29 protein-coding genes are annotated in these 26,868 nt (G+C 47.6%); 21 read left to right on the forward strand and 8 right to left on the reverse strand.

What is annotated here, in order from left to right:
- The first annotated feature begins 238 nt into the window (after positions 1 to 238).
- From ERX35_RS03875 to ERX35_RS03910, 8 genes are all read left to right on the forward strand, one after another.
- Positions 239 to 1,336, forward strand: coding sequence for a Glu/Leu/Phe/Val dehydrogenase dimerization domain-containing protein (locus tag ERX35_RS03875; protein ID WP_149458603.1), 1,098 nt, complete (start codon positions 239 to 241; stop codon positions 1,334 to 1,336).
- Complete coding sequence (buk, locus tag ERX35_RS03880) at positions 1,336 to 2,391, forward strand: butyrate kinase (RefSeq protein ID WP_149458604.1); 1,056 nt, start codon at positions 1,336 to 1,338, stop codon at positions 2,389 to 2,391. Before ERX35_RS03875 ends, buk begins: the two co-directional genes overlap by 1 nt.
- 11 nt (positions 2,392 to 2,402) lie before the next feature.
- Complete coding sequence (gene lpdA, locus ERX35_RS03885) at positions 2,403 to 3,809, forward strand: dihydrolipoyl dehydrogenase (RefSeq protein ID WP_149458605.1); 1,407 nt, start codon at positions 2,403 to 2,405, stop codon at positions 3,807 to 3,809.
- A 12-nt stretch (positions 3,810 to 3,821) separates the two neighbouring features.
- Positions 3,822 to 4,802, forward strand: coding sequence for a thiamine pyrophosphate-dependent dehydrogenase E1 component subunit alpha (locus ERX35_RS03890; RefSeq protein ID WP_149458606.1), 981 nt, complete (start codon positions 3,822 to 3,824; stop codon positions 4,800 to 4,802).
- A 2-nt stretch (positions 4,803 to 4,804) separates the two neighbouring features.
- On the forward strand, positions 4,805 to 5,788 hold the full coding sequence (locus ERX35_RS03895; protein WP_149458607.1) for an alpha-ketoacid dehydrogenase subunit beta: 984 nt from the start codon (positions 4,805 to 4,807) through the stop codon (positions 5,786 to 5,788).
- A 12-nt stretch (positions 5,789 to 5,800) separates the two neighbouring features.
- Entirely contained in the window at positions 5,801 to 7,066 is a 1,266-nt protein-coding gene (locus ERX35_RS03900) for a dihydrolipoamide acetyltransferase family protein (protein ID WP_149458608.1), read from the forward strand.
- Between the two features lie 73 nt (positions 7,067 to 7,139).
- Positions 7,140 to 7,577, forward strand: coding sequence for a BrxA/BrxB family bacilliredoxin (locus tag ERX35_RS03905; RefSeq protein ID WP_149458609.1), 438 nt, complete (start codon positions 7,140 to 7,142; stop codon positions 7,575 to 7,577).
- 33 nt (positions 7,578 to 7,610) lie between these two features.
- A complete protein-coding gene (locus ERX35_RS03910; protein ID WP_149458610.1) occupies positions 7,611 to 8,588 on the forward strand; it encodes an aromatic acid exporter family protein in 978 nt (325 codons plus the stop codon).
- 23 nt (positions 8,589 to 8,611) lie between these two features.
- On the opposite strand, the gene prli42 is transcribed toward ERX35_RS03910, so the two are convergent.
- Positions 8,612 to 8,713 carry a stressosome-associated protein Prli42 gene (prli42, locus tag ERX35_RS03915; RefSeq protein WP_149458611.1) on the reverse strand — a complete coding sequence of 34 codons (102 nt, stop codon included), beginning with the start codon at positions 8,711 to 8,713 and terminating at the stop codon, positions 8,612 to 8,614.
- A gap of 65 nt (positions 8,714 to 8,778) precedes the next feature.
- Between prli42 and ERX35_RS03920 the strand changes: the two genes are divergently transcribed.
- Both ERX35_RS03920 and gndA read left to right on the forward strand, forming a co-directional pair.
- Entirely contained in the window at positions 8,779 to 9,888 is a 1,110-nt protein-coding gene (locus tag ERX35_RS03920; RefSeq protein ID WP_149458612.1) for a M20/M25/M40 family metallo-hydrolase, read from the forward strand.
- A 149-nt stretch (positions 9,889 to 10,037) separates the two neighbouring features.
- A complete protein-coding gene (gndA, locus tag ERX35_RS03925; RefSeq protein ID WP_149458613.1) occupies positions 10,038 to 11,441 on the forward strand; it encodes an NADP-dependent phosphogluconate dehydrogenase in 1,404 nt (467 codons plus the stop codon).
- A gap of 33 nt (positions 11,442 to 11,474) precedes the next feature.
- Here the strand turns inward: gndA and ERX35_RS03930 are convergent, their stop codons facing one another.
- The 3 genes from ERX35_RS03930 to zwf are packed head-to-tail and all read right to left on the reverse strand — an operon-like array spanning position 11,475 to position 14,455.
- Positions 11,475 to 12,308: a helix-turn-helix transcriptional regulator gene (locus ERX35_RS03930; protein WP_149458614.1), complete on the reverse strand. Its 834-nt coding sequence runs from the start codon at positions 12,306 to 12,308 to the stop codon at positions 11,475 to 11,477.
- A 23-nt stretch (positions 12,309 to 12,331) separates the two neighbouring features.
- Positions 12,332 to 12,928, reverse strand: a complete 597-nt coding sequence (locus tag ERX35_RS03935; RefSeq protein WP_149458615.1) for a hypothetical protein — start codon at positions 12,926 to 12,928, stop codon at positions 12,332 to 12,334.
- Between the two features lie 48 nt (positions 12,929 to 12,976).
- Positions 12,977 to 14,455 (reverse strand): glucose-6-phosphate dehydrogenase, encoded by a 1,479-nt coding sequence (gene zwf, locus ERX35_RS03940; RefSeq protein ID WP_149458616.1) that lies wholly within the window; start codon positions 14,453 to 14,455, stop codon positions 12,977 to 12,979.
- A 107-nt stretch (positions 14,456 to 14,562) separates the two neighbouring features.
- Between zwf and rnz the strand changes: the two genes are divergently transcribed.
- Positions 14,563 to 15,486 (forward strand): ribonuclease Z, encoded by a 924-nt coding sequence (gene rnz, locus ERX35_RS03945; RefSeq protein ID WP_149458617.1) that lies wholly within the window; start codon positions 14,563 to 14,565, stop codon positions 15,484 to 15,486.
- A 37-nt stretch (positions 15,487 to 15,523) separates the two neighbouring features.
- Here rnz and ERX35_RS03950 read toward each other — a convergent pair whose 3' ends face one another.
- Positions 15,524 to 15,871 (reverse strand): pyrroline-5-carboxylate reductase family protein, encoded by a 348-nt coding sequence (locus ERX35_RS03950; protein ID WP_149458618.1) that lies wholly within the window; start codon positions 15,869 to 15,871, stop codon positions 15,524 to 15,526.
- A 236-nt stretch (positions 15,872 to 16,107) separates the two neighbouring features.
- Between ERX35_RS03950 and ERX35_RS03955 the strand changes: the two genes are divergently transcribed.
- Positions 16,108 to 16,875 carry an SDR family NAD(P)-dependent oxidoreductase gene (locus ERX35_RS03955; protein ID WP_149458619.1) on the forward strand — a complete coding sequence of 256 codons (768 nt, stop codon included), beginning with the start codon at positions 16,108 to 16,110 and terminating at the stop codon, positions 16,873 to 16,875.
- A 46-nt stretch (positions 16,876 to 16,921) separates the two neighbouring features.
- Here ERX35_RS03955 and ERX35_RS03960 read toward each other — a convergent pair whose 3' ends face one another.
- Both ERX35_RS03960 and ERX35_RS03965 read right to left on the reverse strand, forming a co-directional pair.
- A complete protein-coding gene (locus ERX35_RS03960) occupies positions 16,922 to 17,854 on the reverse strand; it encodes an alpha/beta hydrolase (protein ID WP_149458620.1) in 933 nt (310 codons plus the stop codon).
- Positions 17,851 to 18,708, reverse strand: a complete 858-nt coding sequence (locus ERX35_RS03965; RefSeq protein WP_149458846.1) for an aldo/keto reductase — start codon at positions 18,706 to 18,708, stop codon at positions 17,851 to 17,853. Before ERX35_RS03965 ends, ERX35_RS03960 begins: the two co-directional genes overlap by 4 nt.
- A 105-nt stretch (positions 18,709 to 18,813) precedes the next feature.
- On the opposite strand from ERX35_RS03965, the gene ERX35_RS03970 reads away from it, so the two are divergent.
- The 3 genes from ERX35_RS03970 (at position 18,814) to xerD (ending at position 20,834) form a co-directional block, all read left to right on the forward strand.
- Complete coding sequence (locus tag ERX35_RS03970) at positions 18,814 to 19,356, forward strand: NUDIX hydrolase (RefSeq protein ID WP_149458621.1); 543 nt, start codon at positions 18,814 to 18,816, stop codon at positions 19,354 to 19,356.
- Between the two features lie 79 nt (positions 19,357 to 19,435).
- On the forward strand, positions 19,436 to 19,873 hold the full coding sequence (gene fur, locus ERX35_RS03975; RefSeq protein WP_149458622.1) for a ferric iron uptake transcriptional regulator: 438 nt from the start codon (positions 19,436 to 19,438) through the stop codon (positions 19,871 to 19,873).
- A 73-nt stretch (positions 19,874 to 19,946) separates the two neighbouring features.
- Positions 19,947 to 20,834: a site-specific tyrosine recombinase XerD gene (gene xerD, locus ERX35_RS03980; RefSeq protein ID WP_149458847.1), complete on the forward strand. Its 888-nt coding sequence runs from the start codon at positions 19,947 to 19,949 to the stop codon at positions 20,832 to 20,834.
- Between the two features lie 49 nt (positions 20,835 to 20,883).
- On the opposite strand, the gene ERX35_RS03985 is transcribed toward xerD, so the two are convergent.
- Positions 20,884 to 21,399, reverse strand: a complete 516-nt coding sequence (locus ERX35_RS03985; RefSeq protein WP_149458623.1) for a DUF309 domain-containing protein — start codon at positions 21,397 to 21,399, stop codon at positions 20,884 to 20,886.
- Positions 21,400 to 21,428: 29 nt separating this feature from the next.
- Here ERX35_RS03985 and ERX35_RS03990 point away from each other — a divergent pair, with 29 nt between their 5' ends.
- The 6 genes from ERX35_RS03990 (at position 21,429) to ccsB (ending at position 26,864) form a co-directional block, all read left to right on the forward strand.
- A complete protein-coding gene (locus tag ERX35_RS03990) occupies positions 21,429 to 22,139 on the forward strand; it encodes a segregation and condensation protein A (RefSeq protein ID WP_149458624.1) in 711 nt (236 codons plus the stop codon).
- Positions 22,133 to 22,678 carry an SMC-Scp complex subunit ScpB gene (gene scpB / locus ERX35_RS03995; protein WP_149458625.1) on the forward strand — a complete coding sequence of 182 codons (546 nt, stop codon included), beginning with the start codon at positions 22,133 to 22,135 and terminating at the stop codon, positions 22,676 to 22,678. The genes ERX35_RS03990 and scpB overlap by 7 nt, the downstream gene beginning before the upstream one ends.
- Positions 22,671 to 23,408 carry a pseudouridine synthase gene (locus ERX35_RS04000; protein ID WP_149458626.1) on the forward strand — a complete coding sequence of 246 codons (738 nt, stop codon included), beginning with the start codon at positions 22,671 to 22,673 and terminating at the stop codon, positions 23,406 to 23,408. The genes scpB and ERX35_RS04000 overlap by 8 nt, the downstream gene beginning before the upstream one ends.
- A gap of 77 nt (positions 23,409 to 23,485) precedes the next feature.
- A complete protein-coding gene (gene resA / locus ERX35_RS04005; RefSeq protein WP_149458627.1) occupies positions 23,486 to 24,019 on the forward strand; it encodes a thiol-disulfide oxidoreductase ResA in 534 nt (177 codons plus the stop codon).
- 14 nt (positions 24,020 to 24,033) lie between these two features.
- Entirely contained in the window at positions 24,034 to 25,665 is a 1,632-nt protein-coding gene (gene resB / locus ERX35_RS04010) for a cytochrome c biogenesis protein ResB (RefSeq protein WP_149458628.1), read from the forward strand.
- Positions 25,662 to 26,864 carry a c-type cytochrome biogenesis protein CcsB gene (gene ccsB / locus ERX35_RS04015; protein WP_149458629.1) on the forward strand — a complete coding sequence of 401 codons (1,203 nt, stop codon included), beginning with the start codon at positions 25,662 to 25,664 and terminating at the stop codon, positions 26,862 to 26,864. Before resB ends, ccsB begins: the two co-directional genes overlap by 4 nt.
- Positions 26,865 to 26,868: the final 4 nt, after the last annotated feature.

The raw sequence follows: 26,868 nt of genomic DNA on the forward strand, positions 1-26,868 counted from the left end.
TTATTATTATAATATAATGTATAGAAATTAAAAAACGCATGAATGAATTATAGTGACAGCTTTTGTAAGCGCTTTATCAAATAAAAGTGTTAAAATTTGACGTATTCCTTAATAATAAATTAACATTTACTTAATCATGTAAACTGTAAGTTTTATAATTTATATTTGATTAGTAAAGTTTTTAATGTAAAATTAAAGAAGTAATGAGCTTAATATAATCATGAAAAGGGGTATCCGAATGATTTTCGAACGATTAGAACAATATGATTATGAGCAGGTAGTGTTCTGTTATGATGAAGCGAGTGGACTGAAAGCGATCATCGCCATTCATGATACAACACTTGGCCCGGCTCTTGGCGGCTGCAGAATGTGGCCGTATGCAAGTGAGGAAGAAGCGATTGATGATGCACTGCGTCTTGCGCGCGGTATGACTTATAAAAATGCAGCAGCAGGTTTAAATCTCGGCGGCGGTAAAACCGTGGTCATCGGCGATCCTAAAAAAGATAAATCAGAAGCGCTGTTCCGCGCATTAGGACGCTATGTCCAAAGCTTGAACGGCCGCTATATCACTGCGGAAGATGTCGGTACGACAGTGACAGATATGGATACAATTCACGAGGAGACAGATTATGTCGTAGGACTGTCTGAGAGCTTCGGTTCTTCAGGTAATCCAAGTCCGATGACTGCACTCGGTGTATACAAAGCGATGAAACGGACTGCAAAGGAAGCGTTCGGTTCTGACTCGCTCGAAGGAAAAACGGTTTCTGTGCAAGGGGTCGGCAACGTCTCATACAGCCTATGTGAATATCTGCATGAAGAAGGCGCTCATTTGATCGTCACAGATATTAACCAGGATTCCATCGACCGTGCGGTTAAAGCGTTTGGCGCTAAAGCAGTGGCACCTGATGAAATTTATGCAGTGGAAGCTGATATTTTTGCACCATGTGCACTGGGCGGCATCTTAAATGATGACAACATTCCACAGCTGAAAGTCAAAGCAGTGTGCGGCAGTGCCAACAACCAGCTGAGAGAAACTGAGAAGCACGCAGCGATGCTTGCAGAACGCAGCATCATTTACGCTCCGGACTTCGTGGTCAATTCAGGCGGTGTGATCAATGTGGCTGATGAACTGCATGGTTACAATGAAGGTCGTGCAACGAAGAAAATCGAAGAGATTTATGACCAGATGGATAAAGTGTTTGCAATCGCAGCGCGTGATAATATCTCTACTGCACTGGCAGCAGACCGTATGGCAGAAGAAAGAATCAACCAGATGATGCGCGTCCGCAGCACGTTCAGCATTAACGAACACTCGCTCATCTCAAGAAGAAAATAATGGCACATATATTGACACTCAATCTTGGTAGTACATCTTCCAAGATTGCTTTATTTGATGACCATACGTGTGTAATTACGGAGACATTGAGACATACAGTCGAAGAAGTCAGTGGAACAGTGGAGGAACAGACGGCCTTTCGTCTGCAGGTCGTCAATAATTTTCTGCAGAACCATCATATCGAGACATTCGATGCTATAGCGGCGCGCGGGGGACTGCTGAAGCCGATTTCGGGCGGCACTTATTTGATCAATGAGGCGATGACAAAAGACCTGCTGGCTTCTAAATATGGCAGTCACGCGTCAAATATCAGTACATTACTTGGCGGACAGCTGAGTAAGGCATACAATAAACCTGCATACATTGTTGATCCGGTCGTCGTTGATGAAATGTCTCCGATGGCGAAGATGACAGGACTGAAATTCATGGAACGCCGCAGCATATTTCATGCACTGAATCAGAAGGCTGTGGCAAGAAACTACGCCGAGCGGATCAATCGCAGCTACGAAGAGCTGAACTTGATTGTCGCCCATCTCGGCGGGGGAATTACGGTCGGGACACATGCAGGAGGACGGGTCGTCGATGTTAATGATGGATTATCCGGTGAGGGACCATTCAGTCCCGAACGTGCAGGCTCTCTGCCTGCGAATCAGCTGGCGCGCCACGTCATCGAAAGCCAGCTGACTATCGATGACGTGGCAAAGCTGCTGTCGAAGCGGGGCGGGTTTGTCTCTCACTTCGGTACGACAGATGCCATTGCTGTTGAACAGCGTGCACTGCAGGGTGACGCGGCAGCGGTTCTTGCCTATGAAGCGATGGCCTATCAGATTTCAAAATCCATTGCCGCGGCAAGCGTCTACTTTAACGGCAGTGCCGATCAAATTATTATGACCGGGGGACTTGCCTACAGCAATCGTCTCGTCAATATGATCACAGAGCGCGTGCAGTTTATTGCGGGTGTCACAGTGATGCCCGGTGAAAAAGAAATGGAGGCATTGACTGCAGGTGTCCTGCGCGTCCTGAACAAGGAAGAACAGCCTAAAGTCTATGCATAAAGGAGATTAGTATGGCAAATGAATATGATTTAGTAGTGCTCGGCGGCGGTACGGCAGGCTATGTGTCTGCCATCCGTGCGTCACAGCTGGGAATGAAAGTAGCGATTGTCGAGAAAGAGAAGCTCGGCGGCACATGTCTGCATAAAGGCTGTATTCCGACGAAAAGTCTGCTGAAGTCTGCTGAAGTGTTTTCTTATATCAAGCAGGCGGCGAAGTACGGCATTCAGGCACAGACGCCTGCCTATGATTTCAAAGATATCAGGAACCGTAAAGATGAAGTCGTAGCGAAAATGTACGGCGGCGTCCAGCATTTGATGAAGGCCAACCATATCGATGTCTACTCTGGGACAGGCAGAATTCTAGGGCCGTCTATCTTCTCACCACAGGCGGGTACCGTTTCTGTTGAGAACAGCAGCGGAGAATCAGAGCTGCTGGTCAATAAGCACGTGCTGATCTGCACGGGAAGCACACCGCGGGAACTGCCGTTTCTGCCCTTTGACCATAAGACAGTATTATCAAGTGATGATATGATGACGCTTGAAACATTGCCGAAATCGATGGCCATTGTCGGCGGTGGTGTCATCGGCCTTGAATTCGCCTCGCTGCTTGCTGATCTGGAAGTGGAAGTGACTGTTATCGAAGCAGGTTCTTCGATCATCCCGGCTGAAGAGAAGAAAATCAGCCGTATTCTGCAGAAGGAGCTTGAGAAAAAAGGCATCAAGTTTCTGACTGGCGAAAGCCTGTCAGCGGAGACGATTGTACAGGATGAGCAGGGAATCACATTCACGCTGTCTGAAGTGGTTAATGCCGAGCAGGTGCTGGTCGCTATCGGCAGAAGGCCGAACAGCGATGACATCGGTCTGAATAACACTAAGATCAAAGCGACAAACGGCTTTATCGAAGTCAATGAATTCTATCAGACTGAAGATAAGCATATTTATGCGGTCGGCGATGTCATCGGCAATCTGCAGCTGGCACACGTTGCAACGAAGGAAGGTGTCATTGCAGTCGAGCATATGAACGATGCGGCACCGATCACGCTTGATTACGACACCGTGCCGAAATGTATTTATACAAACCCGGAAGTAGCGAGCATCGGTATGACCGAAGCAGCTGCTAAGGACGCAGGCTTTGACACAGTGACAAAAGCTGTGCCGTTTGCAGCGATCGGCAAGGCAGTCATCAATGGTGATACGAGCGGGCAGGCCATACTGATCAAAGATAAAAAGAGTGATGAAGTGCTTGGATTGTCTATGATCGGCCCGAATGTCACCGAGATCATCAATGAAGTGGCACTGGCAAAATTTATGAATGCGTCGACACTTGAACTCGGACTGACGGTCCATGCTCATCCGTCTGTATCGGAAGTACTGATGGAACTCGGGCTTGCAGGTGAAGGCCGTGCCATTCATATATAGGAGGAAGTAGTAATGATGGATCACAAAGAAGCCGGACTCACACCGGATGATTTAAAAGCAATGTACCGCTCAATGCTGCTCGGCAGAAAACTGGACGAGCGCATGTGGCTGCTGAACCGCGCCGGTAAACTACCGTTCGTCATCAGCTGTCAGGGGCAGGAAGCCACGCAGATCGGCGCGGCTTATGCACTGGAATCAGGAGATATCACGTCACCGTACTACCGTGACCTTGCGCTCGTGACCCATATGGGGATGACCCCTGAAGAGACGATGCTTTCAGCATTCGCAAAGTCAGGAGATGTCTCAAGCGGCGGCAAGCAGATGCCGTCACATTTCAGTAAGAAGTCATGCGGTATTTTAACACAGGGCTCATGTGTCGCGACACAAGTGCTGCATGCAGTCGGCGCCGCGCTTGCCTTCAAGATGGACGGCGAGAAAAAAATCGCATTGACAACACTGGGCGAAGGGTCAAGCAACCAGGGTGATTTTCATGAGGGACTGAATTTTGCAGGCGTGCATGACCTGCCGTTCATCTGTATCATTGAAAACAATAAATATGCGATCAGTGTGCCGCATACACTGCAGTACGGGGCTGACAAACTGTCGGACCGTGCCATCGGTTACGGCATGCACGGCGAACATATCGACGGCAATGACCCGATTGCTGTCTACAAAGCGGTAAAAGAGGCAAGAGAACGTGCAGTGAATGGTGACGGTGCAACGCTGATCGAAGCGATGTCGACGAGACTGACGGCCCATTCGTCAGATGATGATGACAGCTACCGGACACTCGATGAACGTAATTCCAATAAAGAGCTGGACTGCAACATCAGATTCAAGGCATATATTCTGGAACACGGGGCAGCAGACGAGGCGTGGTTTGAAGAGCTGGACAAAGAACTCACTACTATCGTCAACGATGCCACGAAGAAAGCAGAGCAGGCACCTTACCCGGCACCTGAAGAAGCGCTGCTGCATGTTTATGGAGGTTAATCATGGCTAAACTATCTTATTTAGAAGCGATTCACCAGGCGATGGCTGAAGAAATGGAACGCGATGACAGTGTCTTTGTCATCGGTGAGGACGTCGGTAAAAAAGGCGGTGTCTTCGGTGTGACAAAAGGGCTGCAGGAGAAGTTCGGTGAATACCGGAGCATCGATGCGCCGCTTGCGGAATCAAATATTGTCGGCGCGTCTATCGGTGCCGCAATGGTCGGCAAGCGTCCGGTCGCAGAAATCCAGTTCGCTGAATATATACTGCCGGCGACCAACCAGATCTTAAATGAGGCGGCGAAAATCAGGTACCGTTCAAACAACGACTGGCACTGCCCGCTGACTATCCGTGCACCGTTCGGCGGCGGTATTCACGGGGCGCTGTATCATTCACAGTCCATCGAGACGATTTTTGCGTCGACACCCGGCTTGAAAGTAGTCATTCCGTCAACACCATATGACGCGAAAGGGCTGCTGAAGGCGGCGATTCGTGATGACGACCCTGTGCTCTACTTCGAACACAAAAAAGCTTATCGCCTGCTCAAGCAGGAAGTGCCAGAAGAGGATTACATCGTACCGATCGGCAAGGCAGACTCTAAACGTGAAGGCGATGACATCACAGTCATCACTTACGGCCTGTGCGTCAACTATGCACTGCAGGCAGCTGAGAAGCTCGCTGCAGAAGGCATTGAGACAGAAGTCGTGGATTTAAGAACCGTCTATCCGATCGATAAAGAGTATGTCATCAATGCGGCTAAGAAAACCGGGAAAGTGCTGCTCGTCACTGAAGATAATCTTGAAGGCAGCATCATGAGTGAAGTATCAGCCATCATCGCTGAGAACTGTCTGTTCGACCTGGACGCGCCGATCAGACGGCTGGCTGGACCGGATGTTCCATCGATGCCTTATTCACCGCCGATGGAAGATTTCTTCATGGTGAATCCGGAAAAAATTGAAAATGCAATGCGCGAGCTTGCAAACTTTTAATGGAGGTTAATCATGGATATAACAATGCCGAAACTCGGTGAAAGTGTACATGAAGGAACAATAGAGAACTGGCTCGTCAAAGTCGGAGATACAATCAATGAGTACGAGCCGTTATGTGAAGTGATCACAGATAAAGTGACAGCAGAAGTCCCTTCTGTAGTGACTGGAACCATCAGTGAGATTGTTGTTGAAGCAGGAGAGACCGTGGATATCGGAACAGTCATCTGCCGCATTGCGACCGATGGCGAAGGTGAAGTGCCGGCAGCGGCTGAAGTGAAAACACCAAACGAAGAGAAGGCAGAAGTGAAAGAGTCAGTGAAGCCTGCCGCACAGTCAGCCGGCCGCAAGAACAACGGCAAGTTTTCGCCGGTCGTCTTCAAGCTTGCCGGCGAACACGGTATTGATCTTGAGCAGGTCACTGGAACGGGGTTTGAAGGCCGCGTCACAAAGAAAGACATCATGAATGCGATAGAGAACGGTGTGCCTGAAGCACCGGCAGCACGTGAAGACAGCACGATGCCTGAACGAGCAGCAGCTCCATCTTCGGCACCATCATCCGCCCCAGCTCCCGCACCTGCTGCAGGCGAAACAATTCCTGTCAACGGTGTGAGACGAGCGATTGCGAATAAAATGGTGCAGAGTGTCACAGAAATTCCTCATGCCTGGATGATGATTGAAGTGGACGTCACTGAGCTTGTGACAACGCGCAACAAACATAAGAATCAGTTCAAGCAGCAGGAAGGCTATAATCTGACATTTTTCAGCTTCTTCGCCAAAGCAGTGGCTGAAGCGCTGAAAGCATTCCCGATGCTGAACAGTTCATGGCAGGGCGACCAGATCGTCATCAATAAGGACATCAATTTGTCGATTGCTGTCGCAAGTGACGATAAACTGTATGTGCCGGTTATCCATCATGCCGATGACCTGTCCATCAAAGGAATCGCGAAGCGCATCAGTGAACTGGCTGACAAAGGACGCAGCCATCAGCTGAGCAGTGCCGATATGCAGGGCGGCACATTTACACTGAACAACACCGGTTCTTTCGGCTCTGTTCAGTCCATGGGCATCATCAATCATCCGCAGGCCGCGATTCTGCAGGTTGAAACCATCGTTAAACGTCCGGTCATCATTGACGGCATGATCGCCGTGCGCGATAGGTGCAACCTCTGTCTGTCGATAGACCATAGAATTCTTGATGGACTTGTCGCCGGTCAGTTCCTGCAGCACGTCAAAAAGAACCTGGAACAGATGACGGTTGACAACACATCGATTTATTAGTCAAACAACTCTCTAGATTATTCATGTTGATTTATGTAATATAATAATATGACTAACTGAAGAGGTGTAAGTAATGGAAATGGATTTTAATCTTTATATGAACCAGGTCGTTGATACTGCGCGGCAGGAAATTGAAAGCGCAGGCTACGAACAGCTGCGTACAGCAGAAGCCGTACAGGCGACACTTGACAAACCGGGTACAACATTTGTCATGGTCAACTCAGTCTGCGGCTGTGCAGGCGGTATTGCACGTCCTGCTGCTGCGCATGCGCTGCATTATGATAAACTGCCTGACCGTCTGGTGACTGTCTTTGCAGGACAGGATAAAGAAGCGACAGCAAAAGCAAGAGAATACTTTGAAGGTTATCCGCCGTCAAGCCCGTCATTCGCCTTAGTGAAAGATGGTAAAGTCGTGACGATGATTGAACGCCATGAAATTGAAGGCCATGATCCGATGAGCGTCATTACAAGTATTCAAGCCCTGTTCGAAGAACACGGGGAGGAGAGATAAGCCTGGGGATTTCCCCCGGCTTTATTTTCATTGATGAAGAATTTTTCCTTGAAACCTTATCGGATCGGCTACAGAACAATAAAGACGGCGTTCGGTATGGCGCTCGGCGTCCTGATTGCAAAGCTGCTCGGTCTTGAGAATTTCTCGTCAGCGGCCATTCTAGTCGTGCTGTGCGTCAAAAACACAAAAATCAAATCGATGGAAGCGGCGCTGTCGCGTCTCGTGTCATGTATGATTGCCATCTTGTTCTCATATATTTTCTTTGAATTTCTTGGGTACAATCCGGTCGTCCTCGGTTTACTTGTGCTGTTGTTTATTCCGGTGACCGTCATGCTCGGCGCTCAGGAAGGCGTGGTGACCGCCTGTGTCATCATGCTGCACTGCTTCAACTCCGGCCATGTCACACCGGCTCTTATGGTCAACGAAATGATCCTGCTCGTCGTCGGCCTCGGCATCGCCCTTATCTTAAACAGCTATATGCCTGACCGCCAGGCAGAGCTTGAGCAGTATAAAAAGCGTATAGAAGGCGACTTCCAGCAAATACTGTCCCAGTTCAGCGATGCCTTGAGATACGTTGACATTAAACTGGAGACAGGCGTACTTGATCAGTTGAACCATACGATAGAAAAAGCGAAATCTGTGGCTTTCATGGATGTCGAGAACCACTTCGTCAGAAATGAGAACTCCTATTATTACTACTTTGATATGCGGGGCGAGCAGGTGGAGCTGATGTACCGCATGGCTGACTTGATCAATGAGATGGACCGTGCAGATCAGATCCACAGCAGATGCAGTGACATTTTAGCGGACATGAGCCGCGGCGTGTCCAGCAATGACTATACGGCGATACGGCTGCATGATCTGTATGAAGTCAGGCTCGATATGAAAGCGCATGAGCTGCCGAAGAACTACCAGGAACTGCATTCAAGGGCAGCCGCCATGCAGCTGCTCAAAGAAATAGAATCCTACTTGACGATCAAGTCGAAGTTCGGGTCTTTGAAAAATTACTAAAAAAAGTCTACGATGAAGTAGACTTAGTTTGCAAGCAATGGAATTAAGCTTGAGAGTATAAGTGACGCCACGATAGCAATCAGCATCAGATAGATGAAAATTTGTCTGAAACGTTTGTTGTTCAAGTGATATCTTCCTTTCAAGTTTTATTCTATTATAGCAAATTTAATTATTCGTGAGGAGTGAACGTATGATCAACCAGCAGAGATTAGTAGAAACATTTGTCGAACTTGTCACAATAGACAGTGAAACAGGCCAGGAACGAGCGATTGCAGACCATCTGAAAGCGCTGTTTACAAGTCTCGGCCTTGACGTCACAGAAGACGACAGCCAGGAGAGAACAGGATTCGGTGCAGGTAATCTCATCATCAACATGAAGGGGACGACCGACCAGACGCCGATATATTTCTCATGTCATATGGATACCGTCACACCCGGCAGGAACATCAAACCGGTTATTGCGGACGGCATCATTGCCTCAGACGGCACAACGATTCTTGGCGCAGACGACAAAGCAGGGATCGCAGCATTGATTGAAAGCATACGGGTGATTCAGGAGGAGCAACTGCCGCACGGCGATCTGCAGTTTGTGATTTCAGTCGGGGAAGAAAGCCAGCTCGTCGGCGCTAAAGCGTTCGATAAGAAGTATTTGACATCTGACTTTGGTTTTGCGCTTGATTCAGGTAACACTGTCGGAACGATTGTTACTGCAGCACCTTCTCAGGCGAAAGTAGAGACAGTGATCACAGGTGTGACGGCCCATGCAGGCGTCGCGCCGGAGCAAGGCGTGAGTGCCATCAATATCGCTGCAAAAGCCGTGAGCCGTATGACACTCGGCCGCATAGACCACGAGACAACAGCGAACATCGGCCGCTTTGAAGGTGGTACAGTAACGAATATCGTCGCAGACAGCTGCTACCTGCTCAGTGAGGCGAGAAGTATCAATCAGAACAAATTGGAGCAGCAGACCGCTCATATGAAAGAGACATTTGAACGGACCGCTGAAGAGATGGGCGGCCAGGCAGACGTCAAGATCATCCCTGCCTATCCGAGCTTTAATGTCGCAGAAGAGGCGAAAGTCGTGCAGGTTGCAAAGCAGGCGGCAGAAAATATCGGTGTCACACCGGAGCTTATCCACAGCGGCGGCGGCAGCGATGCGAACATCTTCAACAGTCTGGGCGTACCGACGATTGTGCTGGCTGTCGGTTATCAGGAAATCCATACGAAGAACGAAAAAATGCCGATTGACCAGCTGAAGAAACTGACAGCGCAAGTGCTCGAAATCATTAAACTTGTTTAATCCGGACCAGGGCTACAGCCCTGGTTTTGTTATGGCACAGCGCCGGTCCATTCAAGAAGCAGTCATGATTTTCTTCAGTCTTTCTTTTAGTGACGGTACTTGGACTGTGTTATAATGATTGAGTAAAATACTAGGAAAGAGGTATGTACATGACTAAACAGCAAATCGGTGTCGTAGGTCTTGCCGTAATGGGTAAGAACCTGGCATGGAATATTGAATCAAGAGGCTATTCTGTGGCGGTGTTCAACCGTTCTCCCCAGAAGACAGATGAAATGGTCCAGGAATCTGAAGGGAGAAACATCTTCCCGACATACTCTCTTGAAGAGTTCGTAGCAAGTCTTGAAGTTCCAAGACGAATTCTGATGATGGTCAAAGCAGGCGAAGCGACTGATCATACGATTGAAAGTCTGATTCCGCTGCTTGACGCAGGCGATATTCTGATTGACGGTGGTAACACGAATTATCTGGATACGATCCGCCGCAGCAAATACTTGTCAGAAAAAGGTCTCAACTTCATCGGTACCGGTGTATCCGGCGGTGAAGAAGGCGCGCTTCACGGACCGTCAATTATGCCGGGTGGCCAGAAAGCGGCCTATGAATTAGTGAAGCCGATCTTGGAGGCTATCTCTGCCAAAGCAAGCGACGGCAAGCCATGTGTTGCATACATCGGTCCGGACGGGGCAGGTCATTATGTCAAGATGGTGCATAACGGCATTGAATATGCGGATATGCAGCTGATCGCAGAAAGCTACGACTTGATGAAGAATGTATTGAAGATGGACCATCATGACATCGCTGATACGTTCGCGGAATGGAATAACGGTGAACTGGATTCGTACTTGATTGAAATCACAGCGGATGTCTTCCGTAAACTTGACGAAGACGGCACGCCGCTCGTTGAGAAAGTGATGGATAAAGCGGGACAGAAAGGCACAGGCAAATGGACATCCATCAATGCACTTGAACTGGGTATTCCACTTACGATCATCACGGAATCCGTATTTGCGCGCTTCATCTCCGCACAGAAAGACGAACGCAGAATCGCCGCGAAGGAATTCGTCGGTCAGGAATATTCATTCAAAGGCGATAAGGAGGAGTTTCTTGAGCAGATCCGTCAGGCGTTGTATATGAGCAAGATCTGCAGCTATGCCCAAGGGTTCAGCCAGATGAAAGTCGCCAGTGAAACGAACAACTGGGATCTTAAACTCGGCGATCTTGCGATGATCTGGCGTGAAGGATGTATCATCCGTGCGCAGTTCCTGCAGAAGATCAAAGAGGCTTATGATAACAATGCGGAGCTGCAGAACTTGCTGCTTGATCCTTACTTCAAGGATGTCGTCTCCAAATATAACGGTTCACTGCGCAAAGTGACTGGAACTGCCATCGAAGCAGGATTCCCGGTGCCGTCATTTGCAGCTGCCATCACTTATTTTGACAGCTACCGAGCAGAAAACCTGCCGGCCAACTTAATTCAGGCGCAGCGTGACTACTTCGGTGCCCATACTTATGAACGTAAAGATAAAGAAGGCATCTTCCATACAGACTGGAAATAACAATAAAACCATGATGACTCAGTCATCATGGTTTTATTTAATCGGCAGGACAAAAGTCATCCGTGTATAATCGCTGTCAAAATCAAGCTGAAGCGGCAGCAGGGAGACGTAGTAATCATTTTTCTTGTATTCCAGTGTCATGAGCTGCTGCTCTACCGACTGCCAGAGCTTGTTATAAAGAAAATCGATATGGCCCTGCTGCTGGAAGACAGCGCTTTTCGTCTCTTTCATATATTCAATGTCAAGTGTCGTATGCGCGTCGTATGGAACCCCGTAGAAGATTTCGGTCCCGTCCTTCGTCGGATGAACGACTACATGAAGCTGTTGAGCGGCAGTCAGGCTGCGCAAAACATCAAAATGGCCGCTTTCCTTCGCTTCATATAAGAGGTCGGGAATGAGAAAATGATTGAATAATTCCTGATGGTCAACCATCGTCCGGTAGCCGGCGAGCCGGACTTCATGAAAATCCTGAATGCTGAATGACAGAGGCGGCTGTTCAGTCACTCCGAGTCTCACATACAGTCGGTTGAATACTTTCAAGGATTCCTTAGTCGTTCTTGCCAGCATCGGGGAGATGCCGTGGTAGTCACTGAAGTCATCAGAGAAACTATGCGCGTCGTTATAGCCGTAGTATTCAGCGACATCTATAAGTCGGCGGTCACCAGTCATAAGTTCCTGTGCCGCTTCTGATAACCGGCGGCGGTGCACATACTCTTCAGGGTTCATGCCGCAGATCATCGTGAAGGTCTGATTCAGATGATAGGCAGTCTCACCGATGTAGTCCGCCATTTCTGTTAAGTCGATGTGATCCAGCAGATGGTCCTCTAGATAGACGATGGTCTGCTGCACCAGTTGTAAAGCTTCCATTAAATCACACTTCCATTATTTTTTCATGAGCCGAACTGATAAATGATCATCAAGTCATTCTCATCATCAGGATAACCGCTGAGCGGGATACGGCTGATCTCAGTGAACAGATTGAGCTGGTTGATGACATCGATATAGTCACCCTTTGCATAATATAATATCACTAAAACGCGTGTGTTGTAAGCAGCATGGGTCAGGAACTGATGCAGCACAGACTTGAATATATCCGCTGAAAAAGGATTGAAGAAAAAGAGGATCGTCTCGCGGCCGGTGAAGCGGTAATCCGTCACATTCTGATTGAAGGCATGGACGCGACCGGCTGCCTGATGATGCATTTCATAGGAGCGGATATTTTTCATCCCATCCATGTACAGTGCTTTATTCAGTTCAATACCCGCTGTATTGATATCAAATCTGTAGTTCATAAAGATAGGCACACGCATCAGTCCTGAGCCGAAATCAACGAGTCTGTCATTTTTCCGGATGAAAGGCTGTAACTGACTGCTTAATGTCAACAGGTCGTCATAACTCGTCGGTTCGTAGCGGTGATAGTGCCTGATGGTCGGAAACTGGTGGTTCGTGCCATTGGTCTCAATGTGGAGTAAAGTATCATAATCCATTAGTGCGCCTCCTGTAAAAGACCTCTTCCACTACGGAAGAGGTCTCTATTAAAATTCCCACCAGTGCAGGTTATCCCGGCTGAGTAACAGCTGGCTTTTGACCGGTCCGTTTGAACCGGCCGGATAGTTCGGGAAAGGCGCTGGATTATCATTCCAGTACTGGTCGACTGTATCGACATAAGCCCAGGTCGCCTTCAGTTCCTCCCAGTGCGTGAAGTTCGTTGAATCGCCTCGCAGACAGTCATAGATCAGTCCTTCATAGGCATCGACTGTGTTCATCTTATCCTGAGTCGTCAGGGCGTAGGACAGCTTCACCGGCTCTGTATCAATGCCTTCGATATACTTACGGGCATTCAGGTGAAGCTCTATGCCTTCGTTCGGCTGGATATTGATGACCAGTAGATTGGAATCCAGATGCTGGTCTTTCTTATAGTAAAGGTTCATCGGCACTTCTTTGAATTCAACAACGACGCGGATTTCCTTCTTCTTCATGCGTTTCCCGGTCCGGATATAAAATGGCACACCTGCCCAGCGGAAGTTGTCGATCATTACTTTGGCAGCGACGAATGTCGGCGTATTGGACATAGGGTCTACATGTTCTTCATCGCGGTATTTAGGCACTTCTTCTTCATTGACGATCCCTTTATCATACTGACCGCGGACGAAGTAGTTTCTCACTTCAGACGCACTCACGTGACGGATGGAGCGCAGCGCTTTGACTTTCTCGTTCCGTATATCTTCTGACTGAAGAGAAATAGGGGGCTCCATCGCAAGCAGTGATACAATCTGCAGCATGTGGTTCTGCACCATATCTTTCAGCGCGCCGGAATTGTCATAATATCCGCCGCGGTCTTCAACACCGAGCGTCTCAGATGAAGTAATCTGGATGTTCGAGATGTATTTGTTGTTCCATAATGGTTCGAACATCGCGTTGCTGAAGCGGATGATCTCAATGTTCTGCACCATATCTTTCCCTAAGTAATGGTCAATACGGAAGATTTCTTCTTCCTTGAAAGATTTAGTGATCTGTTTATTCAGTGCTTCCGCTGTCTTCAAGTTAGTACCGAACGGTTTCTCGATGATCAATCGCTTGAAACCTTTCGTCTTAGTCAGTCCGCTTGATTTCAAAGCATCAGTTACAATGCCGAAAAACTCAGGTGCCATCGCCAGATAGAACAGCCGGTTACCTTCAAGCTTGAACTGCTGGTCGAGCTCATCAGACAAAGTCATGAGCGCTTTGTAACTGTTCAGGTCATTGACATCGTTGGGCTGATAGAACACATGCGTCATAAACTCATCGATGCGATGCGTATCCTTCACGTGCTCACCGATGGAAGCCTTAATTTCTTCGCGGAACTTTTCGTTGGTCCAGTCACGTCGGCCGACGCCGATAATTGCGACATGTTCATTAAGATTATTCTGTTGAAATAGATGGAACAGCGATGGGAACAGCTTTCGATGGCTCAAGTCGCCGGTCGCTCCAAAAATTGTGATTAAACATGGTATATTTTGTTTTTCGATATCCAACTGAGTAACCTCGATTCGTTAAAAGTCCTTTTTATTTTTTCATACAATCTCTGAAAACACAAATAAAACATGCTATAATGACTTGATTAATTAAGAAGGTGAAATGAATGAAAATTACTTTTTTAGGCACAAGCGCGGGCCTGCCGACTAAAGAGCGGAATACGCAGACGACAGTGCTGGATTTAAACCCGGTTTATAACGAATACTGGCTCATCGATGTCGGTGAGGCCGCTCAGCACCGTATATTAAATACGAACATCAAGCTCGGCAAACTGACGACCATATTGATCACGCATCTTCACGGGGACCATATATTCGGTCTGCCGGGGCTGTTGACATCACGAAGTTTCCAGGGCGGTGAAGGGAAACCCCTGCAGGTCATCGGACCGAAGGGGATTAAGCAGTATATAGAAACGACGCTTGCTGTATCGGCCTCTCATCTGAACTATCCGCTTGACATCATTGAACTGGAAGGTGACGAAAACCAGCTGCTGATTCATGACATCACAGTTTCGGTTCGCCTGCTGGAGCATGGCATCCCTTCATACGGCTACAGGCTGCAGTTTCCGGATAAGGAAGGAAGCCTGAAGCAGCAGTCGCTGCAGGAAGCAGGGATAGAACCGGGACCTATCTATAAAGCCTTTAAGACGCAGGACGTTGTCGACTATAACGGGGTGATATATACGACGGCTCACTTCAAGGAGCCGGCAGAACGCGGTAAAGTCATCACGTTCTTCGGGGATACGATGCCTGCCGCAAGTGAAGCTCAGCTGGCTGACCAGGCGGATGTCATCGTTCATGAGTGCACTTATCTGGAAGGTGACCATGAACTGAGCCATAAATATTACCACAGCCATATCGCAGATGTCATGCAGCTGGCAGTATCAAGCAGTGTCAAGATGACACTGCTCAATCATGTGAGCAACCGCTACACGAAGGAAGATATTGAAGTGCTCATGCGCCGGCTGCAGGACGAGCATCCTGAATTCACTTTCCGGATAGCAGAAGACTATATGTGTTATGAACTGTAGTTCATTACAATAGAAGCCCTCAATCAATTGAGGGCTTCTATTTATTCGGATAATTCCTTGCTGCGTTTGAGCCCTTCCTGCAGGCAGTCACCTGCTGCATGTCTTCTGCCACTTCAAGCGCCGAATTCTCAGCCTTATGACGCTCAGCGAATGACTCAGAGAATGTAATGCCGGTCATGGAGTGCTGCAGCCGGTCATTGGTGTTCGGCATAAGTCGTGCGACAGGATTTGCAGTGTTAAGCATGGTTTTGATCTGATGGATCGATATGCCTGCCATAATAGAGGTGAAATGATTTTCGGGTCTGATTTTATCTTTAATACGCTGTGCGAGCGACTGAACATCGTAATACCTGGCCGCTAAAAACACTTGGTCAGCAGTTCCCATTATAGCCGCAGTTAATATTGAATTTCTCCTGACAGCCTTTCAGCATGGCTTCACTTAAACGGTTCGTCAAATATCGTGGCTGTGAAGGACGCTGCAGTCCATCAGTCTTTCACAGCCATATTACTGCACCGCAGAAGATTATTTTCATCTTTGACACCTGTGCTGTTTAATTAATATCAGTATTAGTGTACCATAACACTGTAAGTTGCTACTATGACACAAGGAGGGATGAAGTCATGCTTGGTAAAAAGTTTTTACTGACCGGTGGAACTGGCGGACTAGGGGAAGCGATACTTGAAGAACTGATTAGAAACGGGGCATTCGTCACGGTCATCGGCAGGAATGAAGAGAAGCTGGCTGGGTTGACGGCCAAATATCCGGCACAAGTGGACGTGTTCAAGGCGGATTTGAACGAACGGGAAGCGGTCGACCGGCTCGGAGATTTTCTGCGCAGCGGGCAAACGGTTTATGACGGACTGATCAACAATGCGGGGTTCGGTTACTTCAAATCATTTATGGACCACACGCCTGAAGAGATTCATGATGTATTGAATGTCAATCTAACGCAGACGATACTGCTGACTCATCTGGTGATCCCTTATATAAGAGCAGAGGGATCGATCGTCAACATCTCCTCACAGGCAGCGAGAGTGACGACGCCTTACAGCTCCATCTACGCTGCTTCCAAAGCAGGATTATCAGCATTCACCAATGCGCTGCGCATGGAAGAGCCGCTGCATGTGATGACCGTGCAGACAGGACCCATCGGCACTGCGTTTTTTACGCGTGCAGACAGCAGCGGGAAGTATGACGCGATGACGAAGCGGCTGCAGCTGGACCGCCATAAGCTCGCCCGCGAAATTGTCGACGGGATAGTGATAAAGAAAACAGAGATCAACCGCCCGCAGTGGATGCATTATGGATTGACGCTCTACAATTTGTTCCCACGCTTCATCGAGCGGAAACTTGAACGGCCGTTTCTGTCCAAGAGCAGGCTGGATTAATCTTAATGATAAAAGAAGTGATGCCCGGCCGAAAAATGGCCGGGCATTACTTCTGCTGTTCAGGCAGCAGATGATAGGATTCAAGAAACTCAGTGACTTTTTTGCGGTAAGTAACTGGATTGACGTTGTAGCTTGCGGCATGGCCGCCGTACTCCGGATACCACTTCATCTTCGGGCCTCTCTTCTTGTTGTACAAGTCCACTGAATGCGTATACGGGATGAACGTATCGGGCTTCGAGTGGATGAATAGCACCGGCTGCTCAATGTTCTCGACAATCTTGATCGGTGACACGGCATATAATGAGAACTTGGAGCGCATGCGTAGGAAAATGTTGATGATATACAGCAGAAAGCCGGAGCCGATTTTAAGGCGCGCTCCGATAATGTGTGTCAGCACCCGCTCGAAAGAAGAGAAGGAGCAGTCAGAAATATAGAACTCAGCCTCACTGGCCAGCTCGCCGGCGTAGAGCAGCATCGTCGCGGCACCCATAGATTCTCCGTGAATACCGAATTCCACATCATAGCCGTAATGCTCTTTCAAATGGAGAATGACGGCTTCAAGGTCAAACTTCTCGTAGTAGCCGTAAGTCGAATAGACACCGCCGCTTGAGCCGTGTCTTCGATGGTCGAAGATGATCGCATTGAAGCCGAGCTCAAGAAATAAGTTCATGTATTTAATAGATGTAATTCGATTTTCAGTCACTCCGTGGCAGAAGATCATCCATTTTTTGTGGGGGTATTTCTTGATGACTTCCGCTTCGATGTTATAGCCGTTTTTCGATGAGATGGTCACCTGTTTCGGCTTCAGGGCATAGTAGGCTTTCTCGTCGAGCCGTTTCGCCTTGATCTCCCGGCGGCGGATGACTTCAACGTCCCGCAGCTTGAAGTTGAGAATATAGTTGCTTGCGAGTAGACCGGTTGTTACAAGTGCACCCGTTGTCGCCAGGGAAGTGACAAGCGCTGCCTGCTTCCAGTTCATGATAAATGGTCCTTGTAGTCAAGGTCCTTGAAGTGATCGCGTGTTGTCGTCTTGGAATTGCTCACCTGCTCGTAATGAGCAAGGTTAGTCGTGAGCTGGTCCACACTGCTTGCACCGGAGACGATCGATGCGACCGGCTGATTGAGCAGGTAACGGATGGCGCTTTCAGTGAGCGGCGCATCTTGAGCGGCTTTTGTGAGCGTCTCTGTCAGTTCTTCACGACTGTAATCCATGACGCCGTCTTTGAATTTTCTGTCGATGACTTCTGCATAGTTGTCAGTCAGCAGGCCTTTCATGACCGGGCCGCGTGCAAGTATTTTGACATCGTGGGCCGCAATGGCTTCCGTCAGCATTTCCGGACGGTTATCAATCATATTGAACTGCATCATCACAACATCGATGTCACTGTGGTTTAAATAATAGTCGATGACATTCGGCCGGATGGAACTGATGCCATACGTTCTAATCAGGCCATCACGTTTCAATGTATTGAAGGCATCGATTGTTTCATCTTTATTATCTTCAATCATGCCGCCGTGCAGCATATATAAATCGAGATAGTCTGTGCCGAGCCTTCTCAGACTCTCTTTGACGCTTGACAATATATGTGCCCTTGATGGGTCCCACTTTACGTCATCATCCTCATAGTTGAACGCATTGCCGACTTTTGACGCGATGATGATATCACTGCGTTTGTTATGCTCCTTCAGAAACTTGCCGATCAGTTCTTCATTCTTCCCTTTATCGTATAAATCAGCTGTGTCAAAATAATTGATGCCCTGATCGATAGCTGTGTTCATAATCAGAGCGGCATCGTTATAGCGATGGGGTAAGTTCATACAGCCGAGCCCCATCTCTGATAGTTCCAGTCCGCCTCTTGTACGTCTATAATTCACAAATGTTCCCTCCTAGTGGTATGATAATCATAGTTTAACACGTTGAGAAATGAGGGCAAAATAATGACATTTGAAGAACGTACATTGCAGAAAGAAGAGATTTACAGCGGCCGCATCATTACGGTGGAGAAACATGATGTAGAACTGCCGAACGGTCATAGAACAACAAGAGAAATCGTCAAGCATCCGGGTGCCGTCGCTGTCCTTGCGGTCCATGAAGGTAAAGTGCTGCTCATTAAACAGTTCCGTCAAGCGATGGAGGAAGTGCTGATTGAAGTGCCGGCCGGCAAGGTCGAACAGGGAGAGACCCGTGATTACACAGCGCTGCGTGAACTGGAGGAGGAGACCGGCTATACGACGGATGATATCACACATCTCTATGATTTTTATGTCTCGCCGGGGTTTTGTGACGAATTGATTTCGCTGTATTACACGGACCAGCTCATTCCATCCGACGAACTGACAGCAGACGATGATGAATTTGTCGAAAAAATGTGGGTGCCGGTGGATAAAGTGAAACAGCTGCTGCAGTCAAATCAAGTCAGAGATGCCAAGACGATGCTGGCACTCCAGTATTTACTGCTAAATTGTAATCATTCTAATTAAATGACCATTTGTAGTTGCAAAGTACGTGAATTACTGCTATTTTATTAATATATTATCAGGGTGCTAGGGTAGGTGACACATGCAGGAACGAATTCAGAAAATTAAAGACCAGCTGCACGCAGCTTCCTATAAATTGACCCCCCAGAGAGAAGCGACTGTCATCGTCTTGCTTGAGAATGAAGCAGATCACCTCAGTGCTGAGGATGTCTATTTAAAGGTCAAAGAAAAGGCGCCGGAAATAGGACTTGCGACGGTATACCGGACATTGGAACTTCTTGCTGAACTTAAAGTGGTCGATAAGATCAATTTCGGAGACGGTGTGGCAAGATTTGACTTAAGAAAAGAAGGGGCAGAGCATTTCCATCATCATCTTGTGTGCATGGAATGTGGTGCCGTCGATGAAATAGAGGAAGACCTTCTCGGAGAAGTAGAACTGAAAGTGGAAAGAGACTACAACTTTAAAATTATGGACCATCGTCTGACTTTCCACGGAATATGTCACCGGTGCCAGCGCTAACCGCAGTCGTCAAGAATGCGGTTTTTTCTATGATTATAAAAAGATTATGGTAAACTTAATGAGAGGTGAGAAGATGCGTGATATAGTAGAAGAGTTTCTGCATTTCATTATGATTGAAAAAGGGCTGAGCGAGAATACGATTGCTGCCTACAGAAGAGATTTAACAGGTTATATCAACTTTCTTGAGCGAGAGAAAATCGGCCATCTGGATAACGTCGACCGCTTTACCATTACATTGTATTTAGGTCAGCTGAAAGAAGAGAACAAGTCTCAGAAGACCATCGCAAGAAACACAGCATCCATCAGAGGATTTCACCAGTTTGCCCTCCGGGAGAAATACGCGGTGAAAGACCCGTCAGTCATGCTCGAACCGCCGAAAGTGGCGAAACATCTGCCGGACGTCCTGTCTATTGCCGAAGTCGATGTTTTTCTTGAAGCGCCTGACACATCCAAACTGTTCGGCAGAAGAGATCAGGCGATGCTTGAACTGTTATATGCGACGGGCATGCGGGTCAGCGAGCTGATCAATCTTGATTTGGAGGATATTAATCTGATCATGGGCTATGTCCGGGTGTTCGGTAAAGGCAACAAGGAACGGATCATTCCGCTCGGCTCCAAATCGATGACCGTGCTCGCTGATTATATTAAGCATACGCGTCCGAAAATGCTCAAAAAAGAAGTCACCGACAGCCTGTTCCTCAATTTTCACGGCCGCCGGATGACACGCCAGGGCTTCTGGAAAATTATTAAGCAGCTGAAGGAAGAAGTAGGCATCAAGAAAAAACTGACGCCGCATACACTGCGGCATTCATTTGCGACCCATCTGCTTGAAAACGGGGCGGACCTGCGTGCGGTCCAGGAGATGCTGGGCCATGCGGACATCAGCACGACGCAGCTGTATACCCATATATCGAAGAAACAAATACGGGATGTCTATAAGAAGACACATCCAAGAGCATAAGGAGGCTATTATGAATCAGGAAAAGAATAAGTACATCACATTGATTGTTTTACTGGCCATTGCCCTTGGCTGGGGGATCTACTACTGGATGTTTATTGCCCATTAACTGACGTTCACGCTCAGCGATCACTGCACTGCGGTCTCTTGTCGCATGGAAATTAATCCAGGCGTCATCGGCCGGACGCTCGGAATCAAAGTCCGGATAGAGCGCTTTAAGCTGACGGAGACATGAAGCGGTCAGCGGCAGCTGCAGCGGCGTGTATGGGCCGGCTGTTCCAAGCCGTTTCTCCAGTATAGGAATAAGGGCTGGTTCAACACCGTATTCAGTCAGCAGCTGGGCATGCCGCCGGAAGCCGTCCACTGCTTTTCGCAGACAGCGTGCAGCGCCGGCCGTATTACCGCGCCGGTGATGATACTGACTGGTCGCAAGCATAATAAACGCGACTTCAATGTCTTCCTTGCTATAGGAGGGTCTGGCTTTCCAGACGTCCTCCAGCAGTTCATGGCATTCAAAGTAGTGACGTTCATGTAAAAACTGATAGTAGTAATTCAACATTATATTCATTAGAAAACTCCTGACTGTGAGGTGACGTTATGTACGAAGTAAGACTCGATGCCTTTCAAGGTCCGTTAGACCTGCTGCTGCATCTCATCAAAAAATTTGAAATCGATATTTATGACATCTCGATGAAACATCTGACTGAACAGTACTTTCATTATATCAATTCAATGACTGAACTGGATATCAATGTGCAAAGTGAATATTTGGTCATGGCGTCAGAACTGCTGCGCATTAAAAGTAAAATGCTCCTCCCTGTGCCGCATGAAGCCAGTGAAGACGATCCCCGGGATGAGCTGGTATCTCAGTTGATTGAATATCAGAATTATAAATACTATGCAGAACTGCTGGAAGAGAAGCGGCACGAACGGGACCAGTTCTTCATTAAAGCACCGGCAGACTTGTCTCAGTACGAGCGCCCTGTCAATGAAGCGCTGGAACTGTCTGTGATTGACCTCATGGCGGCCTATCAGAAGGCACGGGCCAGAAAGAAAGTGCAGGTGCCTGAAGTGACACTTGCCCGTGAATCCTATACGATACAGCAGGGTACAGACTTAATCAGGCAGCGCTTGAGTGCGGATGGTCATATCCGCTTTACGGACTTATTTACGTTCAATGAATCCCGGCATCGGCTCGTGACCATTTTTATCGCGATGCTTGAGATGATCAAGCATCAGGAAATTGCCGTCAGCCAGGAGACATTGTTCGGCGAAATCGAAATTAGAAGAGGGAAGTTAGCATGTTAAGCAATCAGGATATATTAACAGGTCTCCTTTATACCGTAGGAGACGAAGGCATTGAACAGCTGACGCTTTGTGAGCTGCTTGATGTCACCGCAGATGAAATCACTGAACTCGTCGCGCACTTCGACTCGCGGGTCATGCGCATCCAAAAATACGGCAGCCGTTATTTTTTAGGCGTTATGCCGGAACTGAATCCTTATATCGACCGGCTGGTGACACAGGAAGTCGGACGTAAGTTGACACAGGCCTCAATGGAAACATTGGCCATCATCGCTTATAATCAACCCGTAACGAGAAGTGATATTGAAGCGATGCGGGGCGTGAGTTCCGACGGTCCTGTCAAGACGCTGCTCGACAAAGGTCTGGTCATCACTAAGCAGGAGGAGACACGAAGTCAGCAGCTTTATACCTCTGATTATTTCCTGCAGGTGTTCGGCATTGAATCACTTGCTGAACTGCCTGCGGACAGCACGACAGAACATGAACTTGAGATGGAACAGTTCTTTAAATCTATGAACGACAAAGGAGACTCATATGAGTGAACAATTTGAAAGACTGCAGAAAGTCATTGCACAAAGCGGTGTAACATCACGCCGAAAAGCGGAAGTCCTCATTACAGAAGGTAAAGTGACTGTGAACGGTGAAGTCGTCAAGACACTGGGCACGAAGGTGAAACCGACCGACAAGATAGAAGTGGAGGGGATACCGCTTGAGAATCCGGATAAGCTGTATATTTTATTCCATAAACCGACGAAAGTCATTACAAGTGTATCCGATGATAAAGGGAGAACCGTCGTCACTGATTTCTTTCCGCAGCTGCAGGAACGGATATTCCCGGTCGGCCGGCTGGACTACGAGACGTCAGGGTTACTGCTGCTGACGAATGACGGCGAATTTGCGAACCACATGACACATCCGCGATATAAAGTGAAGAAGAAATACGTGGCGAAGCTGAAAGGCTATCTGCTGCGTGAACAAGTGAGACAGCTGGAGCAAGGCATCATGCTTGAAGACGGCAAAACGGCACCAGCTGTGGTCAAAGTGAAATCACAGGACCGGGAGAAGAATACAACGCTCGTTGAGATCACTATATCTGAAGGCAGAAACCGGCAGGTCCGCCGTATGTTTGCGCATTTCGGTCATGAAGTGGTGAAGTTATCACGCATTGAATACGGTAATCTGACGCTGAAAAGTCTGAATGCCGGAGATGCGCGCGAACTCTCGCCGCATGAAGTGAAGACGCTGCGTCAGATGGCACAGTTTAAAGGCTAAAATTCACATTGTTGCCACTAAATCAATTTTGTTGAATGCTATAATAGACATAATCATGTTTAAGTAAGGAGTATGTTATGTCCAGACAAGCGAAGAAAATCACTCAATATATCGTTATGCTGCTGATTATCGCGGCGATCGGGTTCATCATCTACATCACGATGACAAAAGACAACAAAGGTATTGTGAAAGTTGGAGAGCAGGCACCTGCCTTTCAGCTGAAGACAATAGACGGCAGAACAGTCAACTTGAGTGACTATAAAGGTAAAGGGCTCATCCTGAACTTCTGGGGAACATGGTGTAAGCCGTGCCGCAAGGAGATGCCTGCGCTGAATAAGAACTACGAGAAGTATAAGAAGCAAGGTGTCGAAGTACTTGCCATCCATATTAAGAAGACGCCGCAGCAGGTGACTCAGTTCTTTAAAGGACTGGATGAACCGGTCCAGCTGCCCATTGCTTTTGATAACAACAATGAAGTGAGCGATGCCTTTGGTATCGATCCGCTGCCGACGACTGTGGTCATTGATAAGAACGGCACAGTCAAAGCGGTCCATGAAGGCGAAATGAACAGCGGGACTATCGAAAAATACATGAAAAGCATTACACCGTAAGTGAGGGCCGGTCAATGAATGAAAAACAAATAGTCTGCACATGCGGACACGTCAATCCTCCGGGGACACAGCTGTGCCAGAACTGCGGACGATTGATCAACAATGATTATGATAAGAAGAAAACGACAGATATTATGCGTTACGATGGTTCTGCCGTGCGCAGTAAGACGAAAAACAGAACGTTGATCGATAAAATATGGATCTTCTTCAGCTCGGTCAAAACAGGAGTGACACTTCTTGTGCTGACCGTCATCGGAGCGGCTATCGGTTCTATACTGCCGCAGCAGTACTTCATCCCATTGAATGAAGATCCCGCAACATTCTACAGTGAGAAGTACGGCTCTATCGGCTATCTCTACTACAAGCTCGGGTTTGATAACCTTTATACATCATGGTGGTTTTTGATTTTGCTGGCACTGGTTGCCTTCTCAATCATTGCAGCGAGTATTGACCGCGGTGTGCCGCTCTTTAAGTCGCTGCGCAGCCAGACAGTCAAAAAGCATCCGTCTTTCCTGAAAAGACAGCGGCTGACATTGACTGATTCTAAAACAGTGGCGCTTGAAGACGTCAAAGCGACGCTTGAGAAAAAACGCTATAAAGTGAAAATAGAAGGCAGCTCACTGCTTGCTGAAAAAGGAAGGATCAGCCGTTACGGTCCTTATATCAACCATCTCGGGCTGATTATTCTGCTTGCCGGCAGTATGCTGCGTTTTATTCCGGCGTTTTATTACGACGGCTCGATCGCGCTGAAGGAAGGGGATACGAAAAGTGTTCCCGGCACAAACAAGCATTACTACATCAGACACGACAAGTTTATTTTTGAGCAGTATGATCAGACGGCGAAGTCCAATACTGTTTCGATGAAAGCAGATGCGTCAGAGAATATGATAGCAAAGAACTACGAAACGAAACTGACACTCTTTACCAATGGCAATAAGAACATCCCGGGTGCAGAACCTGCTCTCAATGAACTGAGAAAAGGCAGTATCCGCGTCAATCACCCGTTTAAGTTTGACCATTTCGAGCTTTATCAGAACAGCTTTGATCAGAGCCAGCTGAAGGAAATGACCTTTAAACTCATCAATAACAAGACAGGGCAGGAGACAGGGAAACAGTTCACGGTGAACCTGGATGAACCCGCGTCCGATTATAAAATCGCGAATAACTTATCGATTCATTTAAGGAACTATGCCCCTGATTTTGATAAGGTCGAGGCAAATGGTACACTGTCTACAAAGTCACCGAATACGATCAACCCGGCCTTCGTCTTTGAAGTTGCGGAGAAAGGCCGGAAACCTGAATTCAGTATGCTGAAAATCCGTTCATCTCAAGACATTTCACAGGGGAACGACTATTCCATCAAGTTTGTCAGTGCGACTAATCATATACTGACTTTCCTGACAGTGAAAAAAGACTTGACGCTGCCTATTTTATTCGCCGGTTTCACTATCTTCCTGCTCGGGCTGTTCATCGGCTCCTATATCAATCACCGCAGAATATGGATCAATCAGGAGAACGGCTTTAAACTGGCAGCACATACGAACAAAAACTATTTCGGTCTGAAAAATGAAATCAACAGTTTATTAGAAACTTATCATCTACCTGAAGTTAAGGACAAAAATGATGAATCGGAGGATCAGTCATGAATCATGATACACTATTGAATATCAGCAGCACGGCGTTATACGCTGCATTCATTCTTTATTTAATAGCAATCGTTCCTTTTTCTGCAAGCATTAAAGCAAAAAGAAAAGGAAGCGAACGCATCGCTGTCATACTGACAGCTGTCGGCTTTATTATGCAGCTTGTCTACTTTGTCACACGATGGCTTGCTGCCGGTCATGCGCCGGTCAGCAACATGTATGAATTTTTAACGATGTTCGGGATTATGATGGTCGGCGGCTTCCTCGTCATCAACGCCATCTATCATACACCGATTCTTGCCTTATTTTCACTGCCGGTAGCGATGCTGGTCATCGTTTATGCAAGTATGTTTTCGCACGATGTCTCACCGCTGATTCCGGCGCTGCAGAGTAACTGGCTGGCTATTCACGTCATTACAGTGACATTATCCTATGGTATTTTATCGGTCAGTTCTGTAGCCGGCCTCATCTATTTGCTTCGCTATGTTGACAGCAGCAAGAAATCAAAAGATGCATTCTGGCTTGAAGTCGTCATGTATTTCATCGTCCTTGTCATCGCCTTTATTTTGACGACGATTGTGATGAAAGGCATTGTCCATTATGAGGACAACTTCTTCTATACGGATAAAAATGGCCGTGATGCGGTCGCAAGCTATCACCTCCCTGCGCTGATCACATTTAAGGATGCGATTCCTGTCAATCCGAATGGTGATAATCAGTGGAAAGAAACGAAACATTTTATGACCGGTATTGAAGTCCCGCCGGTATTGAACGCACAGAAATTAACGACTGTGCTCTGGTCGATTATTATCGGTTCGATTCTTTACGCGCTGATTCGCCTGATTGCAAGAAGGACGATCTTTTCGATGGTCAAACCACTGACGACCAAAGTTTCACTGCCGATGATGGATGAAATCGGCTACCGCTCAGTCATTATCGGCTTCCCGCTGTTTGCGCTAGGCGGCATATTATTTGCAAGCATCTGGGCTCAGATCGCCTGGAGCAGATTCTGGGGCTGGGACCCGAAAGAAGTATGGGCACTGATTACGTTCCTGTTCTATGCCATTTTCCTGCATTTAAGATTAGGACGCGGCTGGGAAGGCAAGAAATCAGCATGGCTTGCAGTAGTCGGTATGGGGATCATCTTATTTAACGTCATTGCGGTAAACTTAATTATTGCAGGGCTGCATTCATACGCCTAGAAAA

It is taken from the genome of Macrococcus equipercicus (assembly GCF_004359525.2).
Classification (GTDB): domain Bacteria; phylum Bacillota; class Bacilli; order Staphylococcales; family Staphylococcaceae; genus Macrococcus; species Macrococcus equipercicus.

What these genes read in the sequence shown, in the direction of transcription:
- ERX35_RS03900 (WP_149458608.1), top strand. Translation starts at nt 5,801, where the DNA reads ATGGATATAACAATGCCGAAACTCGGTGAAAGTGTACATGAAGGAACA.
- ERX35_RS03955 (WP_149458619.1), top strand. Translation starts at nt 16,108, where the DNA reads ATGCTTGGTAAAAAGTTTTTACTGACCGGTGGAACTGGCGGACTAGGG.
- ERX35_RS03920 (WP_149458612.1), top strand. Translation starts at nt 8,779, where the DNA reads ATGATCAACCAGCAGAGATTAGTAGAAACATTTGTCGAACTTGTCACA.
- ERX35_RS03960 (WP_149458620.1), bottom strand. Translation starts at nt 17,854, where the DNA reads ATGAACTGGAAGCAGGCAGCGCTTGTCACTTCCCTGGCGACAACGGGT.
- lpdA (WP_149458605.1), top strand. Translation starts at nt 2,403, where the DNA reads ATGGCAAATGAATATGATTTAGTAGTGCTCGGCGGCGGTACGGCAGGC.
- ERX35_RS03905 (WP_149458609.1), top strand. Translation starts at nt 7,140, where the DNA reads ATGGAAATGGATTTTAATCTTTATATGAACCAGGTCGTTGATACTGCG.
- resB (WP_149458628.1), top strand. Translation starts at nt 24,034, where the DNA reads ATGAATGAAAAACAAATAGTCTGCACATGCGGACACGTCAATCCTCCG.
- ERX35_RS03950 (WP_149458618.1), bottom strand. Translation starts at nt 15,871, where the DNA reads ATGGGAACTGCTGACCAAGTGTTTTTAGCGGCCAGGTATTACGATGTT.
- scpB (WP_149458625.1), top strand. Translation starts at nt 22,133, where the DNA reads ATGTTAAGCAATCAGGATATATTAACAGGTCTCCTTTATACCGTAGGA.
- ERX35_RS03930 (WP_149458614.1), bottom strand. Translation starts at nt 12,308, where the DNA reads ATGGAAGCTTTACAACTGGTGCAGCAGACCATCGTCTATCTAGAGGAC.
- ccsB (WP_149458629.1), top strand. Translation starts at nt 25,662, where the DNA reads ATGAATCATGATACACTATTGAATATCAGCAGCACGGCGTTATACGCT.
- ERX35_RS04000 (WP_149458626.1), top strand. Translation starts at nt 22,671, where the DNA reads ATGAGTGAACAATTTGAAAGACTGCAGAAAGTCATTGCACAAAGCGGT.
- ERX35_RS03910 (WP_149458610.1), top strand. Translation starts at nt 7,611, where the DNA reads ATGAAGAATTTTTCCTTGAAACCTTATCGGATCGGCTACAGAACAATA.
- ERX35_RS03965 (WP_149458846.1), bottom strand. Translation starts at nt 18,708, where the DNA reads ATGGGGCTCGGCTGTATGAACTTACCCCATCGCTATAACGATGCCGCT.
- fur (WP_149458622.1), top strand. Translation starts at nt 19,436, where the DNA reads ATGCAGGAACGAATTCAGAAAATTAAAGACCAGCTGCACGCAGCTTCC.
- ERX35_RS03935 (WP_149458615.1), bottom strand. Translation starts at nt 12,928, where the DNA reads ATGGATTATGATACTTTACTCCACATTGAGACCAATGGCACGAACCAC.
- ERX35_RS03895 (WP_149458607.1), top strand. Translation starts at nt 4,805, where the DNA reads ATGGCTAAACTATCTTATTTAGAAGCGATTCACCAGGCGATGGCTGAA.
- ERX35_RS03990 (WP_149458624.1), top strand. Translation starts at nt 21,429, where the DNA reads ATGTACGAAGTAAGACTCGATGCCTTTCAAGGTCCGTTAGACCTGCTG.
- xerD (WP_149458847.1), top strand. Translation starts at nt 19,947, where the DNA reads ATGCGTGATATAGTAGAAGAGTTTCTGCATTTCATTATGATTGAAAAA.
- gndA (WP_149458613.1), top strand. Translation starts at nt 10,038, where the DNA reads ATGACTAAACAGCAAATCGGTGTCGTAGGTCTTGCCGTAATGGGTAAG.
- rnz (WP_149458617.1), top strand. Translation starts at nt 14,563, where the DNA reads ATGAAAATTACTTTTTTAGGCACAAGCGCGGGCCTGCCGACTAAAGAG.
- ERX35_RS03970 (WP_149458621.1), top strand. Translation starts at nt 18,814, where the DNA reads ATGACATTTGAAGAACGTACATTGCAGAAAGAAGAGATTTACAGCGGC.
- ERX35_RS03890 (WP_149458606.1), top strand. Translation starts at nt 3,822, where the DNA reads ATGATGGATCACAAAGAAGCCGGACTCACACCGGATGATTTAAAAGCA.
- buk (WP_149458604.1), top strand. Translation starts at nt 1,336, where the DNA reads ATGGCACATATATTGACACTCAATCTTGGTAGTACATCTTCCAAGATT.
- ERX35_RS03985 (WP_149458623.1), bottom strand. Translation starts at nt 21,399, where the DNA reads ATGAATATAATGTTGAATTACTACTATCAGTTTTTACATGAACGTCAC.
- ERX35_RS03875 (WP_149458603.1), top strand. Translation starts at nt 239, where the DNA reads ATGATTTTCGAACGATTAGAACAATATGATTATGAGCAGGTAGTGTTC.
- resA (WP_149458627.1), top strand. Translation starts at nt 23,486, where the DNA reads ATGTCCAGACAAGCGAAGAAAATCACTCAATATATCGTTATGCTGCTG.